The sequence below is a fragment of the Micromonospora xinjiangensis genome (assembly GCF_056150165.1).
In genome coordinates this window covers 898,892-914,871 of record NZ_JAXCFO010000001.1, presented here as the reverse complement: position 1 = coordinate 914,871, position 15,980 = coordinate 898,892, and the positions used below count along the sequence as shown (strand labels likewise).

The 15,980-nt window shown below is 74.3% G+C and carries 16 protein-coding genes; 8 read left to right on the top strand and 8 right to left on the bottom strand.

Translation table 11 applies throughout. The features are described 5' to 3' along the window. The first annotated feature begins 35 nt into the window (after positions 1 to 35). Positions 36 to 1,496 carry a DUF6297 family protein gene (locus SM573_RS04385; RefSeq protein WP_474611939.1) on the top strand — a complete coding sequence of 487 codons (1,461 nt, stop codon included), beginning with the start codon at positions 36 to 38 and terminating at the stop codon, positions 1,494 to 1,496. Positions 1,497 to 1,503: 7 nt separating this feature from the next. Here the strand turns inward: SM573_RS04385 and SM573_RS04380 are convergent, their stop codons facing one another. The 3 genes from SM573_RS04380 to SM573_RS04370 all read right to left on the bottom strand — a co-directional run bounded on the left by SM573_RS04380 (position 1,504) and on the right by SM573_RS04370 (position 3,441). Further along, entirely contained in the window at positions 1,504 to 2,133 is a 630-nt protein-coding gene (locus tag SM573_RS04380; RefSeq protein WP_474611940.1) for a PH domain-containing protein, read from the bottom strand. Next, positions 2,130 to 2,597, bottom strand: coding sequence for a MarR family winged helix-turn-helix transcriptional regulator (locus tag SM573_RS04375; protein WP_474611941.1), 468 nt, complete (start codon positions 2,595 to 2,597; stop codon positions 2,130 to 2,132). Before SM573_RS04375 ends, SM573_RS04380 begins: the two co-directional genes overlap by 4 nt. Positions 2,598 to 2,688: 91 nt before the next feature. Further along, positions 2,689 to 3,441: an SDR family oxidoreductase gene (locus SM573_RS04370; protein WP_474611942.1), complete on the bottom strand. Its 753-nt coding sequence runs from the start codon at positions 3,439 to 3,441 to the stop codon at positions 2,689 to 2,691. Between the two features lie 103 nt (positions 3,442 to 3,544). On the opposite strand from SM573_RS04370, the gene SM573_RS04365 reads away from it, so the two are divergent. After that, positions 3,545 to 4,390 carry a helix-turn-helix transcriptional regulator gene (locus tag SM573_RS04365; protein WP_474611943.1) on the top strand — a complete coding sequence of 282 codons (846 nt, stop codon included), beginning with the start codon at positions 3,545 to 3,547 and terminating at the stop codon, positions 4,388 to 4,390. 49 nt (positions 4,391 to 4,439) lie between these two features. On the opposite strand, the gene SM573_RS04360 is transcribed toward SM573_RS04365, so the two are convergent. The 3 genes from SM573_RS04360 to SM573_RS04350 all read right to left on the bottom strand — a co-directional run bounded on the left by SM573_RS04360 (position 4,440) and on the right by SM573_RS04350 (position 7,175). Then, a complete protein-coding gene (locus tag SM573_RS04360; protein WP_474611944.1) occupies positions 4,440 to 5,132 on the bottom strand; it encodes a hypothetical protein in 693 nt (230 codons plus the stop codon). An 82-nt stretch (positions 5,133 to 5,214) separates the two neighbouring features. Further along, positions 5,215 to 6,066 carry an aldo/keto reductase gene (locus SM573_RS04355; RefSeq protein WP_474611945.1) on the bottom strand — a complete coding sequence of 284 codons (852 nt, stop codon included), beginning with the start codon at positions 6,064 to 6,066 and terminating at the stop codon, positions 5,215 to 5,217. A gap of 143 nt (positions 6,067 to 6,209) precedes the next feature. Continuing rightward, positions 6,210 to 7,175, bottom strand: coding sequence for a LysR family transcriptional regulator (locus SM573_RS04350; RefSeq protein ID WP_474611946.1), 966 nt, complete (start codon positions 7,173 to 7,175; stop codon positions 6,210 to 6,212). A 47-nt stretch (positions 7,176 to 7,222) separates the two neighbouring features. On the opposite strand from SM573_RS04350, the gene SM573_RS04345 reads away from it, so the two are divergent. Beyond that, entirely contained in the window at positions 7,223 to 8,128 is a 906-nt protein-coding gene (locus tag SM573_RS04345) for a serine hydrolase (protein WP_474611947.1), read from the top strand. Between the two features lie 152 nt (positions 8,129 to 8,280). Continuing rightward, positions 8,281 to 9,267, top strand: a complete 987-nt coding sequence (locus SM573_RS04340; protein ID WP_474611948.1) for an MBL fold metallo-hydrolase — start codon at positions 8,281 to 8,283, stop codon at positions 9,265 to 9,267. Positions 9,268 to 9,318: 51 nt separating this feature from the next. Here the strand turns inward: SM573_RS04340 and SM573_RS04335 are convergent, their stop codons facing one another. Next, complete coding sequence (locus tag SM573_RS04335) at positions 9,319 to 9,510, bottom strand: hypothetical protein (protein WP_474615519.1); 192 nt, start codon at positions 9,508 to 9,510, stop codon at positions 9,319 to 9,321. Positions 9,511 to 9,551: 41 nt separating this feature from the next. On the opposite strand from SM573_RS04335, the gene SM573_RS04330 reads away from it, so the two are divergent. The 4 genes from SM573_RS04330 to SM573_RS04315 all read left to right on the top strand — a co-directional run bounded on the left by SM573_RS04330 (position 9,552) and on the right by SM573_RS04315 (position 15,156). Next, a complete protein-coding gene (locus tag SM573_RS04330) occupies positions 9,552 to 10,085 on the top strand; it encodes an ArsR/SmtB family transcription factor (protein WP_474611950.1) in 534 nt (177 codons plus the stop codon). A gap of 67 nt (positions 10,086 to 10,152) precedes the next feature. Continuing rightward, positions 10,153 to 11,613: a serine hydrolase domain-containing protein gene (locus SM573_RS04325; RefSeq protein WP_474615518.1), complete on the top strand. Its 1,461-nt coding sequence runs from the start codon at positions 10,153 to 10,155 to the stop codon at positions 11,611 to 11,613. Between the two features lie 274 nt (positions 11,614 to 11,887). Next, complete coding sequence (locus SM573_RS04320; RefSeq protein ID WP_474615733.1) at positions 11,888 to 14,011, top strand: hypothetical protein; 2,124 nt, start codon at positions 11,888 to 11,890, stop codon at positions 14,009 to 14,011. A 98-nt stretch (positions 14,012 to 14,109) separates the two neighbouring features. Then, entirely contained in the window at positions 14,110 to 15,156 is a 1,047-nt protein-coding gene (locus tag SM573_RS04315; RefSeq protein ID WP_474615517.1) for a hypothetical protein, read from the top strand. A 75-nt stretch (positions 15,157 to 15,231) separates the two neighbouring features. On the opposite strand, the gene SM573_RS04310 is transcribed toward SM573_RS04315, so the two are convergent. Beyond that, complete coding sequence (locus tag SM573_RS04310) at positions 15,232 to 15,978, bottom strand: YqeB family protein (RefSeq protein ID WP_474611953.1); 747 nt, start codon at positions 15,976 to 15,978, stop codon at positions 15,232 to 15,234. Positions 15,979 to 15,980 lie beyond the last annotated feature (2 nt).

The following is a 15,980-nucleotide window of genomic DNA, read 5'->3' as shown; positions in this document are numbered from 1 at the left end:
CCGCTGCCGCCGACGTACGACGTCAGATCCGGCGCATGCGGATCGCCGCGGTGGGCCGTGTCGATCCGAGCAGCGTCTACTGCGTGGCGCTCGGGATCGTCATGGCCGTGGCCCTGTTCGGCCGGCCGCTCACCGCCGTCGTGTGGCCGGCCCGCGCCGGCGGGCCGTCGGTGCCGTTGCTGACCGGCACCGCCCTGGTGCTGCTGGCCTTCCTCGGCGTGCTCCGGCGGCTCGGTCCGGTGGTGGTCAGCCGCGCGGACGCCACCTGGCTGCTCCCCGCGCCGGTGTCCCGGCGGACGTTGCTGACGCCGGCGCTGCTGCTGACCGCGTTCGGTGGGGTCGTGACCGGTGGCCTCGCGGGGCTCGCCCTCGCGGGCCGGGTCGCCCACCGGCCGGCCACGGCGACCGCCGTCGGCGCGGGCCTCACCGGCGGTGCCGCCGCCGGGCTCCTCCTGGTCCTGGCCGCGGTGCACGCCCAGCGCCGGCCGCGCTCCGGACGGGTCGTCGACGTGGTCGCCGGTGCGACCGCGGGGGCGGTGGTCGTCGCGGCGGCGGGTGAGCGGCTGGCCGGCGGCTACGACCCACCCGACGTCCTGCCGTCGGCGTCGACCGCGCTGCTCGTGGCGGCCGCGGTGCTCCCGGTCGCCGTCGCCGCCGTCGCCCACCTGTGGTGGCGGCTCGGCGACTGGCCCACCCACCGGATCGTCGAGGCTTCCGCCACCACCGGTTCGTACGCGGACGCGGTCTACGCGGTCGAGCCGTCGTTCCTGGCCGAGCAGAGCAGCCGCCGGTACTGGCGGCGCCGGACCGGTGTGCGCACCTCCGGGTTGCTGCGCGGGGGCCGGGTGCCGCCGCTGGTGGCGCAGGACCTGCTGCACGTGCGGCGGCGGCCCGGCCGGCTGCTCTGGCTGCTCGGCACGGCCATGGCGCCCGTCGTCGTCGCCGACGGGCCCGTCTGGCTGCTGGTCGGCGTCGTCCTGGTCGGTGCCCTGGCCGCCGCCGGTCTCACCGGCGAGTCGACGCACACCGACGCGACCAATCCCGCCGTGCTGCGGCTGCTGGGGCTCACCACCCGGCGGGTGCTCGCGCAGCGGCTCCTGGTGCCGAGCGGGGTCGCGGCCCTCTGGGGAGCGCTGGCGCTGGGCGTGGTGCAGGCGGCCGGTGTGCTCTCCGGCCCCTGGTGGGCGCTGGGCGTCGCGGCCGGCCCGGCCGCCGCCGTCGCCGCCCTCTACCGCGCCAAGGTCAGCGCCAACAGCGTCGGCACCATCTTCATCGACACCCCGCTGGGGGCGTTCCCCAGCGGGGTGCTGCTCTGGCTCGTCAACGGCCTGGACGTCGTGGCGGTGCTGGCCCTGCCGACGCTGCTCGGCCTGGTCACGGTGCGCCCTCCGGAGGCGCTCGACTGGTCCTGGGTGCTGGTGCAGGCGGCGCTGTCGGTCGCCGCCTGCCTCGGGTGGCTGCTGCGTGGCCGCACGGCCCGTACGGTCGGCGTGTAGGGGCCGGTCACCCGACGGCGCGGTACGCGGCCAGCCGCGCGCGGGCGGCCTCGACCAGCCCTTCCGGGTCGTCGGCGTGAAAGCGCAGCTCGGTGACGGCGGCGCCGCGGGCCTTGCGGACGGGCACCGTGATCGGCTCGCGTAGCAGCACGTCGACGCTGGTCTGGCTGGCCAGGCCGAGGCTCAGCGTGACCCCCGTGTCGTTCTTCTCCACCTGGGTCTGGCCCTCGGGCGGCATCGAGCGGCGGTGCACCCGGATCGTCTCCACCGCCGACCACGCGACCGTGTGGTCGAGGGTGATGCCGTTGCGCACCCGCAGGCCGGCCGCACCGACCACGTGGGGGTGCACCTTGATGCTGGCCAGCAGGCCGAACATCCAGATCAGGCCGTAGACGCCGAGGATCAGCACGATGTCGGAGGCGAGGTCCCAGGGCAGGATGAGCTCCAGGACCGGGATCTCGACGGCCGAGACGATGATGAAGACCCACATCAACGTCATCACCGCGCCGGAGTAACCGAACGTCTGGTCACCGGGCGTCAGCCGCTCGGGCCGGCGGAAGATCCACCGGTAGAGGCTGTGCCACAGGCGCAGCTCGTAGCGGACCACGGTCCGGAGCAACCGGAGCACCGCGTTCACGTCGCCTCCTCACGGATCTCGGGGGACAGGCCCTGCTCGCGCAGCCGGCCCAGGATCTCGTCCAGCCCGGCCACGAAGGCGTCGAGCCGCTCGGCCGGCATCCGCGCGAAGAGCAGCTCGGCGAACTCCCGCTGCCCCTGCTCCAGCCCCTCCACCGTGGACAGGCCGTGCGGGGTGAACGTCACGAGGAACGCCCGGCGGTCGGTGGGGTGCGGCTCCCGGGTGACGAACCCGGAGGCGACCAGGCCGTCCACCAGCCCGGTGACGGTCCGGGCGCTCACGCCGAGCGCCCTCGCCAGCTCCCGCTGGGTGACCGGCCCGGTGCGACGCAGCGTCCACAGCAGGGTGGCCCGGGACTCGGTCAACCCTTCCCGGGCCAGCCCACGACTCATGTCGTCACCGAGCACCACCACCAGCTCGAGCACCCGGTCCAGCGCGGCCGTCCACCGCTCCCGATCCGACACCGTTACCCACCTTCATAGTGATGCCCGCTCACTATGATGCCACATCACGGCAGGGGGACGATACCGGCGTCGACGCTGGTCGCCGGCCCGGTCACCAGGGCAGGACGCCGTAGCCGCCGCCGGCGTCGGCGAGGTGCCCCCAGAGCTGGCCGCTCGGGCCGTCCGCCGGCAGCGTGGCGAGGTGCACGCTCACCTCCGCGCCCTCCTCGGCGGTGCGGAAACCGTGGTGGCCGTTCAGGTCCGTCGCGCAGTAGCCCGGGTTCGCCGCGTTGACCTTGATCGGGGTGTCCCGCAGCTCCTTGGCGTACATGGCGGTGATCATGTTCAACGCCGCCTTCGACGAGGGGTACGGCACCGAGGTCAGCCCCCAGATGAAGCTCGCCGGGTCGCTGATCGTGGCGATCGAGCCGACCTCGCTGGAGACGTTCACGATCCGACCGGCGGGGGACCGGCGCAGCAGCGGCAACAGCGCGTTGGTGACCGTCACCACCCCGAAGACGTTCGTCTCGTACACCCGGCGCAGCGTCGCCGGCGTGGTCTCGCTGGGCAGCGACCGCTCACCGTCGCCGAGCACGATCCCGGCGTTGTTGACCAGCACGTCGAGGCGGCCGTGCTCCTCCTCGACAAGCCTCGCGGCGGACGCCACCGACGCCTCGTCGGTGACGTCCAGCGGCACGAACCGGGCGTCGGTCCCGCCCTCCCGCAGCGCGGCCTCGGCCGCCCGGCCCCGCTCGGCGTCCCGCGCGCCGACCAGCACGGTCATCCCGCGCGCGCCCAACCCGCGGGCGGTGGCGAAGCCGATTCCCTTGTTGGCCCCGGTGACCAGGGCGATCATGTTCGTCATGTCCCCGACGCTGCCCCCGGGCCGGCCGGGGTGGGAGAGACGGGCCGAGGCTGGTACCCGCCGTACCTCCCTCGCCGCCACCGGTCGAGGCAAGCTGGACGGCATGACGAGCACCGGCCTGCGCCGTGACGAGCTGGCGGCGTTCCTGCGCAGCCGCCGCGCCCGCCTGCGCCCCGCCGAGGTGGGCCTCCCCGAGGGCGTACGCCGTCGCACGCCGGGCCTGCGCCGTCAGGAGGTGGCGCAGCTCGCGGGCATGTCCGTCGACTACTACATCCGGCTGGAGCAGGCCCGCGGGCCGCACCCGTCCCGGCAGATCCTCGCCGCGCTGGCCCGGGCGCTGCTGCTCAACCGGGACGAGCGCGCGTACCTGTTCCGGGTGGCGGGGGAGAGCCCGCCGCCGTCGGCGGGGCCCAGCCGCGAGGTGAGCCCCGGCATCCAGCACCTGATCGACGCGATGACGGAGACGCCGGCGTACCTCGTCGACGCCGCCTACCACGTGCTGGCCTGGAACCGGCTGGCCACGTACTTCATCGGCGACCTCTCGGCCGTGCCGCCGGCCGAGCGGAACACGATCCGCTGGACCTTCCGGCAGCCGGCCGACGACACCCACTGGGACGACGAGGACGTCGTCCGGTTCGTCCGCGGCTCGGTGGCCGACCTGCGCGCCGCCTACGGCCGTTACCCGAACGACCCGAGCATCCGGCGGCTCGTCACCGAACTGCTCGGCGCCTCGCCCCGCTTCGCCCGGCTCTGGGCCGAGCACGACGTGCAGGAGCGCCGGCCGCTCGTCAAGCGGGTGGCCCACCCTGAGCTGGGGCCGATGGAGTTCGAGTGCCGGGTGCTGCACGTGCCGGAGGGGGACCAGCGACTGATCGTCTACGTCCCCGCGCCCGGCTCGCCCACCCAGGCGGTCTTCCGTCGCCTCGCCGAGCGGTTCGTCTCGGCCTGACCCGCACCCGCCGAGGCGGGCCGCGGCGTCGGCGGGCGGCCTCCCTCGGTCAGGTGGCCTCCCGCAGGGCGGCCTCGGCCAGCGGGGCGATCTTTCCGAGCAGCGCGGCCCCGGCGGCCAGGTCACCGTTGCCCGCCGAGACGTCCACCTCCATCACCATGTTGCCCCGCGCCAGGACCAGGGAGCACTGGTGGCGGGTCGACTCGCCCTTCAGGCGCTCGCAGAACGTCACCACGTCGGGCCCGTTCGCCACCGGCGGCGGCGACGGCTGCACGACGGTCGAGGTGCGCCCGTCGTTCGGCACCTCGTACCGCTCGCACGTCTTCAGCACCGAGCGCAGCTCGTCGGCCAGCTTGCGGCCGGGCACCGCCAGGTAGCCGACCACGTACTGGCGGATCCACACCGTCTCGCCGTCCCAGACCCGCTCCCGGTAGGCGGTGCGCTTGCGGTCCGACGGCAGGCTGTCCCGGCACAACGAGATCAGCTTCCAGGCGTCGGTGTTCTCCTCCGTGTGCGTCGCCGTCTCCGGGTGGAACTCCTCGGTGAGTTCGAGCATGGCCGCACTGACCCGGCTGCGGACCTCGGCGGTGGAGGTTGGCGCGGGCCGGGGCGGCGGGGGCGTGGGGGACACGGAGGTCGGGGCGGACCAGACGGGCGTCTCGGCGGCCGCGCCGGAGCCGCAGGCCGCGGGGACGAGCAGGAGCAGTGACAACAGGGCCAGCGGGGCGCGGCGGGGGGACATCGGGAGCGGCCTGACCTTTCGTACGCGTGCAGGGGGCCCGGTCCCGGGCCCCCTGCCGTCAGCGCCGCGGCCGGCGGGGGTGTTACGCCGGCACGTAGTCGAAGGTGTCCGGGTGGGCGCCCTGCCGCCCGGCCTCGCCCCGGTCCAGCGAGGTGATCCGCTCCATCGCGGCGTCGTCCAGCTCGAAGTCGAAGATCCGGAAGTTCTCCTCGATCCGGGACGGCGTGACCGACTTCGGGAAGATGATGTCGCCGCGCTGCACGTGCCACCGGAGCACCACCTGCGCGGGCGTCCGGCCGACGAGCTCGGCGATGTCGGTGACGGTCGGGTCGCCCAAGACGTTGCCCTGCGCGATCGGTGACCAGGCCTCGGTGAGGATGTTGTGCTTGCGGCCGTAGTCGCGCACCTCGGCGTTGCCGAAGTACGGGTGCACCTCGATCTGGTTCACCGCGGGTGCGACCTCCGCCTCGGCGGCCAGCCGTTCGAGGTGCGGTACCTGGAAGTTGGACACCCCGATCGAGCGGGCGCGCCCGTCGCGCTGGAACTCCTCCAGCGTCTTCCAGGTGGAGACGAAGTCGCCGTCGTAGAGCGTGGGCAGCGGCCAGTGGATCAGGAACAGGTCGACGTAGTCCATCCGCAGGGCCGCCAGGGTGGCGTCGAACGCCCGGCGGGCGTCGTCCGGCCGGTGGGCGGCGTTGCTGAGCTTGCTGGTCACGAAGATCTCGCTCCGGTCGACGCCGGAGGCGCGGATCCCCTCGCCGACCTCGGCCTCGTTGCCGTACATCTCCGCGGTGTCGATGTGCCGGTAGCCGATCTCGATGGCCCGTCGGACCGCCTGCGCGGTCTCCTTCGGCGGGACCTGGAAGACCCCGAAGCCGAGCTGCGGAATCGTGTTGCCGTCGTTCAGGCTGATGCTGGGAGTCGTGTTCGCCACTGCGGGCTCCTTCGCGCGTCGTCGTCGGCCGGGGGCTCGCGCCGCCCCTGGGCCGGACCTGCCGATCCACTCCCATACCCGACCGAGCTGCCCCTGCACGTGATCGGCCGGACGTGATCTCCACCACGGAGCCGCCGCGCGGTTCACCCGGCCTCGTCGAAGAGCACCGGCCACGGCCGTTGGGTCGGCGCCGGCGGCGGCCCGGACCGGGACGACGCCGGTTCGGCCTCGGCCAGCACCTCCGCGGCGAGCTGGGCGAACATCGCCGCGGCGGGGTGCGCCGAGTGCTCGGGCCAGGCCGCCGAGGTGCGTTTCACGAGGGTGGCGCCGGCGACGGGCCGCCACGCGATCCGGGGCTCCCGGCGGGCGACCGCCGCCGGCTCCACGGCCACCCCGCCGCCGGCCAGCACCAGCCCGAAGAGGAACTCCGGGTTGCGGGCCGGACGCACCCGCCGTGGCCGGAAGCCGTGGCGCCGGCACACCTCCAGCAGGTGGTCGTGCCAGCCCGGCGCGGTGGCCCGCGGTGCGGTCACCAGGTCCAGCCCGTCGAGAGCGGCGAGTTCCACCTCGCGCGCCCGGGCGAGCGGCGAGGTGCGCGGCAGCAGCACGCCCAGGGGCACGTCGACCGGGGTGCCGAACCGCAGGCCGTCCGCCTCGACCGGGTGGTGCACCAGGCCCACGTCGAGCCGCCGCTCGGCGAGCACCCGCAGCTGCTCGCCGCTGGTCAGCTCGTGCAGTTCGACGTCCAGGCCGGGCGCCCGGTCGGCGAGCCGGTCCAGCAGCGCGCGCAGGGTCACCGCGGGCGTCTCGGGGGGCACCCCGGCGCGCAGCACGCCGAGCGCGCCCGCCCGTACCTGCCGCATCAGGTTGCGCAGCCGCCCCTCACCGGCGAGCAGCTCCTCGGCCTCCCCGAGCAGCAGCTCGCCGGCGGTGGTGAGGCGGATCTGGCGGCGGGACCGGTCGAAGAGCTCCACGGACAGCTCCCGCTCCAGCCGTTGCACGGACTGGCTGAGCGGCGGTTGGGCCATGCCGAGCAGCTCGGCCGCCCGCCCGAAGTGCAACTCCCGGGCGACCACCACGAAGTGCCGCAGGTGCCGGAGCAGGTCCACGGGCGGACCCTACGCCAGCGGCACGGGCGGGCCGATACCGTGCCGGGGTGACAGTGGGGACGCGGCTCGAGGGCATCTTCGACCGGGCGGGGGTGACCGCCAACCTGCACGTGGTGGAGATCGACGCTCGGGCCGGCGGTACGGCGGCCGGCGGGCCGGAGGTCGCCGTCCGGGCGGACGAGCAGGTGGTGATCGCCTCCATCTTCAAGATCCTGCTCGTGCTGGAGTTCGCCCGGCAGGTCGTCGCGGGGCAGCTCGATCCCACCGAACGGGTCCTGATCGGCGCCGAGGACCGCCTCGGCGGCTGGGGGCTGGCGGGCTGCGCCGACGACGCCGAGGTGTCGCTGCGCGACCTGGCGTACTTCGCGATGTCGGTGAGCGACAACACCGCCGCCGACCTGCTGCTGCGCCGGGTCGGCCCGGATCTGCCGGCGATGCTCGCCGCCGAGCTGGGGCTGTCCCGTACCCGCATCGTGGGCGGGCCCCGGCAGCTCGTCGAGGTGATGCTCGCCGACGTCGGCGCGCGCACCGAGGCGGACTTCGCCCGGATCTTCCCCACGCTCTCCGCCGAGCGCGTCCGGGCCATGCGCGTGTTCGACCCGGAGCAGACCACCTCCAGCACCGCCCGGGAGATCACCCGGTTGCTCGGGCTGATCTGGCGGGACGAGGCCGGCCCCGCCGAGGCGTGCGCCATGGTGCGGGGCTGGATGGCCCGGCAACTCTTCTGGACCCGGCTGGCCGCCGGCTTCCCGCCCGGCGTGCGGGTGGCCGGGAAGACCGGCACCCTGCCCGGGCTGCACCTGGAGGCCGGCGTCGCCGAGTACCCCGACGGCGGCCGGTACGCGATCGCCGTCTTCGCCCGCACCGACCAGCTCGCCACCCGCCGCATCGACGTGGACCTGGCCATGGGGGAGGCCGCGCGGACCGCGGTCGAGGCGCTGCGCGGGGAGTGAATTTTCCGGCCTTCACCGGCCGTCGACAACCGGTCTGAGCAGGTCTCATATCGCGGCGGATATCGGTGGCTCCCGTGGTCGATCTTGGACCTGGCCCGTACGACGCTGGTTGGCTCCACCCCGACCGATCGCCCAGCAGACGGGGAGCAGACATGTCCCATCTCGACCGCCGCCGTTTCCTCCGCGACGCCGCCGCCTCCACGGCGCTCGTCACCGCCGGTGGCCTCGCCTCGACCGCGCTCGCCGCGCCGGCGCAGGCCGCCCCGCTCGCCGCGTCGGGACCCCGCGCCGCGACCAGCCGACGCGCCGGCCGGGTCAGCTTCCGCTGGTGGGGCACCGCCGGCTGGCGCATCGACGTCGGCGACCGGACCGTCCTGGTCGACCCGTTCCTCAGCCGCATCGACACCGGGCTGTTCAAGGGCGCGTTCGACGAGTCCACGGGCCTCACGGTGCGCGCCGATGTCGTCGACCGGTACGTCGACCGCGCCGAGACGGTGCTGGTGACCCACACCCACTGGGATCACTTCATGGACGTGCCGTACATCGCCGGTCGCACCGGAGCGCGGGTCTTCGGCACGCTGACCGCCTACCACCTCGGGCTCGCGTACGGGGTGCCGTCCGGGCAGCTCAGCCCCGTCAAGGGTGGTGAGGTGATGGACTTCGGCGACTACACCGTCGAGGTGGTCGCCTCGCTGCACAGCCGCAACCCGTCGTACTCGATGGCTTTCCCCGGGGTGCGGGTGACGCCGCCCGCGAAGCCGGCCACCGTCCGCGACCTGCCCGAGGGCGACACCCTGAACTACGTCCTGCGGGTCGACGGCGGCCCGTCGGTGTTCTTCATGGGCGCCAGCGACTTCGTGGCGCGCAACCTGACCGGGATCGCGCCGGACGTGGCCATGGTGGCGCTGAACAGCACCAGCGTGACCGCCGACTACGTCTCCCGGCTGATGGCGGCCCTGGACCACCCGAAGGTCGTGGTCCCGGTGCACTTCGACAACTTCGAGACCGCGCTGACCAACCCGCCGACCGTCGCACCGGCCGACCGTGACCGCCTCGACCAGTTGATCGCCGCCGTCCGCCGGTCGTCCCCGCGCAGCCGCGTGGTCGTGCCCGAGTACGAGACCGCGTACCACTTCTGACCCGAAAGGGGTGGGTGGCCGCGCCCCGCGTGACCACCCACCCCGGCCCCGCTACCCCGAGGACCGGGGATCGGCCAGGTCGGCCAGGGCCCGCACCGACCTCCAGTTGCGGGTGGTGGCCACCACCCCGAGCTTCTTCTCCAGGTGGGTGTTGGTGAACTTCGACCGGCCGTAACCGCCGTCGGGGTAATGCAGGTAGACCTCCCGACCGGTCACGGTGAACGCGAGGTCGGACGACCCCACTGAGCTTTGCACGCTAGTACGTAACTACGTATTATCGAAGGATGACGGACGTGGAGCAGCGGCTGGCGGCGCTGGAGGCGCAGGTGGCCGCCCTGGCCGAGCGGGTGGCCGCGGGCGCGCGTTCCGCCGACCCGGCGGCCGGTGAGGCCACGTCGGCCGGGCCGCACGGTGACGTCTTCTGGGCCCTCGACGGGCTCAAGCGGCGCCTGCCGGAGGGCGGCACGGGCGCCGTGCTCTACACCGGGGCCGTCCGCCTCGGCGGCCAGCACCACGACTGGCAGTACGGCCTGCCCGTCGACGCCGTCCTCGACTCCGACTGGGCGGAGCTCGCCGGCACCCTGACCGCGCTGGCCCACCCCGTCCGGCTCCAGCTGCTGCGTGAGATCCTCGGCGGCCGGCACGGCACCGCCGACCTCGCGGAGATCGAAGGGCTCGGCACCACCGGCCAGCTCCACCACCACCTGCGCCAGCTCACCGCCGCCGGATGGCTGCGCACGGGCGGGCGGGGGCGCTACGTCGTCCCGGCCGACCGGGTCGTCCCGCTGCTCGCCATCCTCACCGCCGCCCGCCGCTGACCCCGACCGCACCCGATCTCCCCGGCCCCTGGCCGACCCGGCGGCCGGGCCGACGGAAGGAGCAGGAATGCGCAAGCCGACCGCCCTCACCCTCGTCGCCGGGCTCGTCGCCGCCGTGGTCGCGTTCGGGGTCGCGCCGGGCGCGCCCCGCCTGAACGCCCGCCACACCGGCGACGCCGACCTGGCCACCGCCGTCCGGACCGCGGTGGGTGACGCCCGGGGGTACCGGGGTCTCGCCGTGGCCCTGATCGAGCCGGGCCGCGTACGCGCGGCCGGGCTCGGCGACCGCGCTCCCGGCGGCACGCCCGTCGACTCCCGCACGCCGTTCGAGATCGGCTCGGTCGGCAAGGCGCTGACCGGGATGCTGCTGGCCCACCGGGCCACGACCGGCGCGGTCGGCCCCGACGACCCGCTCGGCACCGCCCTCCCGCGGGTGACCGGGCCGACCCGCGAGGTCACGCTCGCCGAACTCGCCAGTCACCGCTCCGGCCTGCCCCGGCTCGCCCTCGGGCCGGTGGACCTGGCCGGGTCCGCCTGGGCGAACCTCACCGCCGGCAACCCCTACGGCGGGTGGGACACCGACCGCCTGGTCGACGCCGCCCGCACGGAGCATCCCGGCGACGGGCGCGGCCGGGTCCACTACTCGAACCTCGGCACGGCGCTGCTGGGGCAGGCGTTGGCCGCCCAGGCCGGCACGTCCTACCCGGAGCTGCTCGACCGTGAGCTGTTGCGGCCGTTGGGCATGACGCGGACCGTGGTCGCCACCGAGCCCGGGCAGCTGCCGTCCGGTCGGGCGGAGGGGGCGAAGCTCGGCGGCCGGGCCGCCGACCCCTGGCTCGGCAGCGGCTACGCCCCGGCCGGCATCGGCGTCTGGTCGACCGCCGAGGACCTGGCCCGGCTGCTCGCCGGGCTGCTCGACGGCACCGCGCCCGGCGCCGACGCGGCGACCGCGCGCTTCACCTCCGACGACCGGAACCGGATCGGCTACGGCTGGTTCACCACCCGGCACGGCGACCGGGAGGTGGTCTGGCACAACGGCGGCACCGGCGGGTTCCGGGCGTACGTCGGGGTGGAGCGGGCCGGCGGCCGGGGCGTGGTGGTGCTGGGCAACACCGAACGCGACGTCGACCACATCGGCCTGCGCCTGCTGGGCATCCCCGACGAGGGCGACCGCTCCATGCCGCTCGCCGGCTGGGTCGGCGCCGGCCTGGCCCTCGGCTTCTCGTTCCTCGGCGGGGCGAGTCTGCTGTGGACGGCGCGCCGGATGCCCGACCGGCTCCGCCTCGCGTCCGGCGCCGCCTGGGCGCTGCTCTACCTCGGCCTCGGGCACCGGCTGGGCAACTGGGTCCTGGTGCCCGGCTGGCTCTGGCCGGTCGCCGCCGGGCTGTCGGTGGCCGGGCTGGTCGCCGCCGCGTACCGCTGGCGCGTCGTGCCGACGATCGCCGGTGCGCCGCGGTGGACGCGGCTGGCCTCCCTCGCCGGCTCGGCGCTCGTCGCCGCCGCGGCGCTGATCGCCATCGTCTCCTGAGCGGCGGCCCGGCCGCCGCCCCGGCCCGGCGCGGCCGGCCGCCTCGTCCGGTTCGCACCACCGTGCACCGTCGTCGTCGCCGTTCGTGATGCATCTGTGACCCGACGACCCTTCGCGATTCACCGTCCGAAGTGGTCTTCTGAGGGAAGAAACCCCAGGTCAGGGGCGGTTTCGGTGCAGCGTCACCGGGGCCGGAAACGTTACATCCAAGTTGTTGGATTGACGGTCGGGTGTTACTTCCACCCACCCTCACGCAGGAGGCAACCGCGTGCGAATGAGACGACCGCGCCGGACGGCGGCCGTGGTGGCGGGCGTGACGGCGCTCGCCTTCACGATCTCGTCCCCGGCCCAGGCGGACGATCACCTGAACCTTCCCGGCGAGCCGACGATCACGCTGCCGATCAACGACAGCGCGGCGGGCGGCACGTACAACCAGGACTTCACCCGGGTGTACGCCAACACGACCCCCGACGGCACCCCGGTCTACATCTACGTCCCCGAGGGCACCCCGCTCGACGGCACCGCGCCGGTCGGTGTGGCGAGCCTCGACCCGCAGTTCGACCACAACCCGGGCGACGAGTTCACCCCGTGCGCCACCGCCACGGCGGCGCAGTTCACCCTCACCCAGGCGCAGGTCGACTACGTCGGCGACAAGCTGGCCGACCAGATCGTCGCCGTGGACGAGGAGCACTTCGGCCCGATGGACGCGGCCGACGCGGACGAGCCGGCCAGCGACTCACTGGTGATGGTCCTCTACAACATCCAGGACGAGGCCTACTACGACTGCGCCGTCACGTCGTACACGGCCGGCTACTTCGCGCCGGACTTCATCGAGAGCAACGGCATGAACGTCATCGTCGTCGACGCCCTCGACTGGGCCAACCGGGTCGGGCCGGACGACGCGCCGTGGCGCGACGACGACCCGGCCAACGACCGCCCCGAGCTGTACGAGGGCACGGTCGCCCACGAGCTGGAGCACCTGCTGCACCACTACAGCGACCCGGGCGAGCTCTCCTGGGTCGACGAGGGCCTGGCCGACTTCGCCATCTTCCTCAACGGCCTGGACGCGGGCGGCTCGCACCTGTCGAACCAGCAGGTCTTCTACGAGGAGACCTCGCTGACCCGCTGGGGCGGCACGCTGGCCAACTACGGCGCCGCGTTCACCTACTTCCAGTACCTCTGGGAGCAGGCGGGCGGCAACGGCGACGGCACCTTCACCCCCGACCGGCAGTACGACGCGGCCGGCGGTGACCTGCTCATCAAGAAGATCTTCGAGGAGCAGGCCGACGGCATGGCCGGCGTACAGTCCGCCATCGACGCGTTCAACGCCGAGACCGGGGCCGACCTGCGCGGCGCCGACGCGCTGTTCCGGGACTGGTCGGTGGCCGTCTACCTGGACGACGAGGACTCCCCGGTCTACGACATCAAGGCGTTCGACTTCGGGGACGCGGCCGACACGACCTGGACGATCGACATCGCCGACGACGTGTACTGGGGTGGTCGGGGCAGCTACCAGGGCGCCACGCCGGCCGCCAAGTGGGCACGGCTGAAGAACCGTCCCGACACCACGGCCGTGCCGTTCGGCCTGTCGGTCGAGCGGTTCCGCAACCCCGGCCCGACCGTGGCGGTGGCGTTCGACGGCGACGACGAAACCGTGATCGAGCCGCACACCGGGACCACCCACTGGTACGCCGGCTACGAGAGCCAGTCCGACAACGTCCTCGACGTCACCACCTCCGGCCCGGTCACCTCGCTTGACTTCTGGAGCTGGAACTTCATCGAGGAGGGCTGGGACTACGGCTTCGTCGAGGCCCTGGTTGGCGGCGAGTGGGTCACCGTGCCGCTGCGTGACGACGCCGGACAGGTCGTCACCACGGACACGAACCCGCACGGCAACAACGAGGAGGGCAACGGCCTGACCGGCACCTCCGGCGGCGAGTACTTCGTGGACGACCCGGTCTACGTGCACCTCACCGCCGACCTGCCGGCCGGCGCCACCGATGTCCGGTTCCGCTACTCCACGGACGCCGCGTACCTGGACACCGGATGGTTCGTGGACGACGTGCGGGTCAACGGGGCCGACGCCACCCTCTCCTCGGCGGCCGGCAACTGGTTCACCACCACCGGCGCCCAGGACAACCACTGGACCGTGCAGGTCGTGTCGCACTGCGACCTCACCCCCGGTGTCACGTCGGCGGGGGAGACCACCGACGACGCGGGCAACTGGGTCTACCGGTTCACCGGTGACCAGTTCACCGCCGGCAACCTGAAGACCAAGTGCGCCAACGGCCCCCAGGACGACTTCGCCGTCCTGATCTCCAACCTGCCGACCGGCGACCTGACCTTCCTGGACGCCGACTACACCTTCCAGGTGCGCAACACCGGGAACGGCGGCTAGCACCAGCCGTCGCGCGGGCCCGCACCGGTACCGTCGGTGCGGGCCCGTCGACCGGGCGCGGGGCATCGTCCGGCCGGCCGGCGGGCTACCGTGCGTCAATGAGAACCGCGCGCCCGGCCGGGCTGCTCCTCGCCGTCGCCGCCGTGGTGCTGTGGGCGGTCAACATGACCGTCCTGCAGCCGCTGACCGAGCCCCTCGGGCCGGGGGCGCAGACCTCTCCGGGGAACCACACCTACTGGGCCCGTGACCTGCGCTTCATGACGATCGGCGTGATCGTCCTCGGGCTCGTTCTCGCCGGGCGGGGCCACCTGCGGTGGAGCCGCCCGGCGGTGCTGCTCGGCGGGTTGTGGGTCGCCGCCGACCTGGTGGTGGACCGGGCCGACCCGACCGGCACCGGGACCACCGTGCTGCTCGCCGTCGGCGGCTGCGCGGTGCTCGCCGTGCCGGCGGCGTTCCTCGTACGCCGGGAGCGCCACGCGCTCGCCCTCGGCCCGCGGCGTCGGCCGCTGGCTGCGGCCGCCTGTGTCGCCGCGGTGTCGGTACTCACGGCCGCCATGATCGAATCGCCCACCGATCGGGAGCCCGAGCTGAACCCGGCCTCCGTCGCCACGGCCGCGCTGCTGGTCGTGACGGCCCTCGCCGCCGCGTTGGCCGCGGCGCCGGACCGTTTCCGGGTACGGGCGGGGCTGGCCGTCGTCGTGGGCGTCGCGGCCCTGCTCGGCGTCGGGTGGATGCGCGAGGTACCACCCGGTGCCCGGCTGCTGCCGCTGGCTGCCCTGAGCCTGGTGCTGATCACCGGGCTCAGCCTGCTGGCCTGGGACTGGCCGCACGGTCGCCCCGACTGGGGCCGGCACGGTCTCACCGCCGTCGCCGGGCTGATCGGGACGCCCGTGCTGCTGGCCGTCGTGATCATCATCATGACGGTGACCCGGGTCGGCGCGCCGTTCAGCGCGCTGGCCGGCAACACCCCCATCCACAGCGCCGACTCGGACATCCTGTACTCCCTCGGCGGGCTGCTCGCCGGCCTCGGCATGGCCCTGCTGCTGGCCTGGCCCGGCGCGCTGGCCGCGCGTTCCGGTCGGGCATCGCCCCGGCCGGCCACCCGCGAGAGCGGAGCGCGCCGCCCGACCGCTCGCGGAGCCTGACGCCGCGTCGGCAGCACCGGCACTGCGCGGCGTCGGTCTCGTCCGGTGCTCGGTGGCGGTTCCCCCGAGCGGCGGCTAGCGAACGTCGGCCTCCGGCTCGCTCGCCGCCGGCTCGTCGGTGCCGGCGAGCACGGCGCGCCCGGTCACTCGCCAGTACTGCCGGCGCTGCTCGTCCCGGACGACCACCCCGATGCGGCTCAGTTCCCGGCGCAGCTCCCGGGCGTCGTCGCGGCGATCCTTCCCGATGGCCCGCTCCCGGGCCCGCAGCAGCGCGTCGGCGCCCGCCGGCAGGCCGGGTAGCCCGGCCACCCAGAGCCGGTACGCGCCGCGGTACGGATCCTCCTCCGCCCACGGCCAGCCGTGCTCCCGGAAGGCCGACCGCAACCGGTCGGCCTTCAGGTCGCAGCGCTCGCGGGCCAGCTCACCGCCGTCGGCGTCGAGTAGCACCAGGTCCGGGTCGTCCATCAGGACGACCCGGACGTCGCGCCTGGACACCTCCCGGCCGCGGCCGTCGCGTCGTAGGTCGACCCGCTCCCGGTCGACTGTCACGGTGAGCCGCTCCGCGGTGCCGGCACCGGCGAGCAGCAGGCCGGCCACGGTGCCGACCACCGTGGTGCCGATCGTGACCTGCGGCTGCGGGAGCCGGGACAGCGCCTCGAACAGGCCCTGCAGCGGTGCCCAGGGCAGGTCGGACACCCAGCCGGCCGCGGTGGCGAGCAGCCAGCCGGCCCCGGCGCCGAGCAGCGGGAAGCCGCCCCACATCAGGGCCAGCTCGCCCGCTCCACCCCCGACCCGGGTGGGCGAGCCGGGACCGCCCGCCATGG

Excerpts from the sequence above, each read along its gene's own strand:
- SM573_RS04385 (WP_474611939.1), top strand. The coding sequence starts at position 36 with ATGCGGATCGCCGCGGTGGGCCGTGTCGATCCGAGCAGCGTCTACTGC.
- SM573_RS04370 (WP_474611942.1), bottom strand. The coding sequence starts at position 3,441 with ATGACGAACATGATCGCCCTGGTCACCGGGGCCAACAAGGGAATCGGC.
- SM573_RS04365 (WP_474611943.1), top strand. The coding sequence starts at position 3,545 with ATGACGAGCACCGGCCTGCGCCGTGACGAGCTGGCGGCGTTCCTGCGC.
- SM573_RS04360 (WP_474611944.1), bottom strand. The coding sequence starts at position 5,132 with ATGTCCCCCCGCCGCGCCCCGCTGGCCCTGTTGTCACTGCTCCTGCTC.
- SM573_RS04340 (WP_474611948.1), top strand. The coding sequence starts at position 8,281 with ATGTCCCATCTCGACCGCCGCCGTTTCCTCCGCGACGCCGCCGCCTCC.
- SM573_RS04330 (WP_474611950.1), top strand. The coding sequence starts at position 9,552 with ATGACGGACGTGGAGCAGCGGCTGGCGGCGCTGGAGGCGCAGGTGGCC.
- SM573_RS04325 (WP_474615518.1), top strand. The coding sequence starts at position 10,153 with ATGCGCAAGCCGACCGCCCTCACCCTCGTCGCCGGGCTCGTCGCCGCC.
- SM573_RS04320 (WP_474615733.1), top strand. The coding sequence starts at position 11,888 with ATGAGACGACCGCGCCGGACGGCGGCCGTGGTGGCGGGCGTGACGGCG.
- SM573_RS04315 (WP_474615517.1), top strand. The coding sequence starts at position 14,110 with ATGAGAACCGCGCGCCCGGCCGGGCTGCTCCTCGCCGTCGCCGCCGTG.
- SM573_RS04310 (WP_474611953.1), bottom strand. The coding sequence starts at position 15,978 with ATGGCGGGCGGTCCCGGCTCGCCCACCCGGGTCGGGGGTGGAGCGGGC.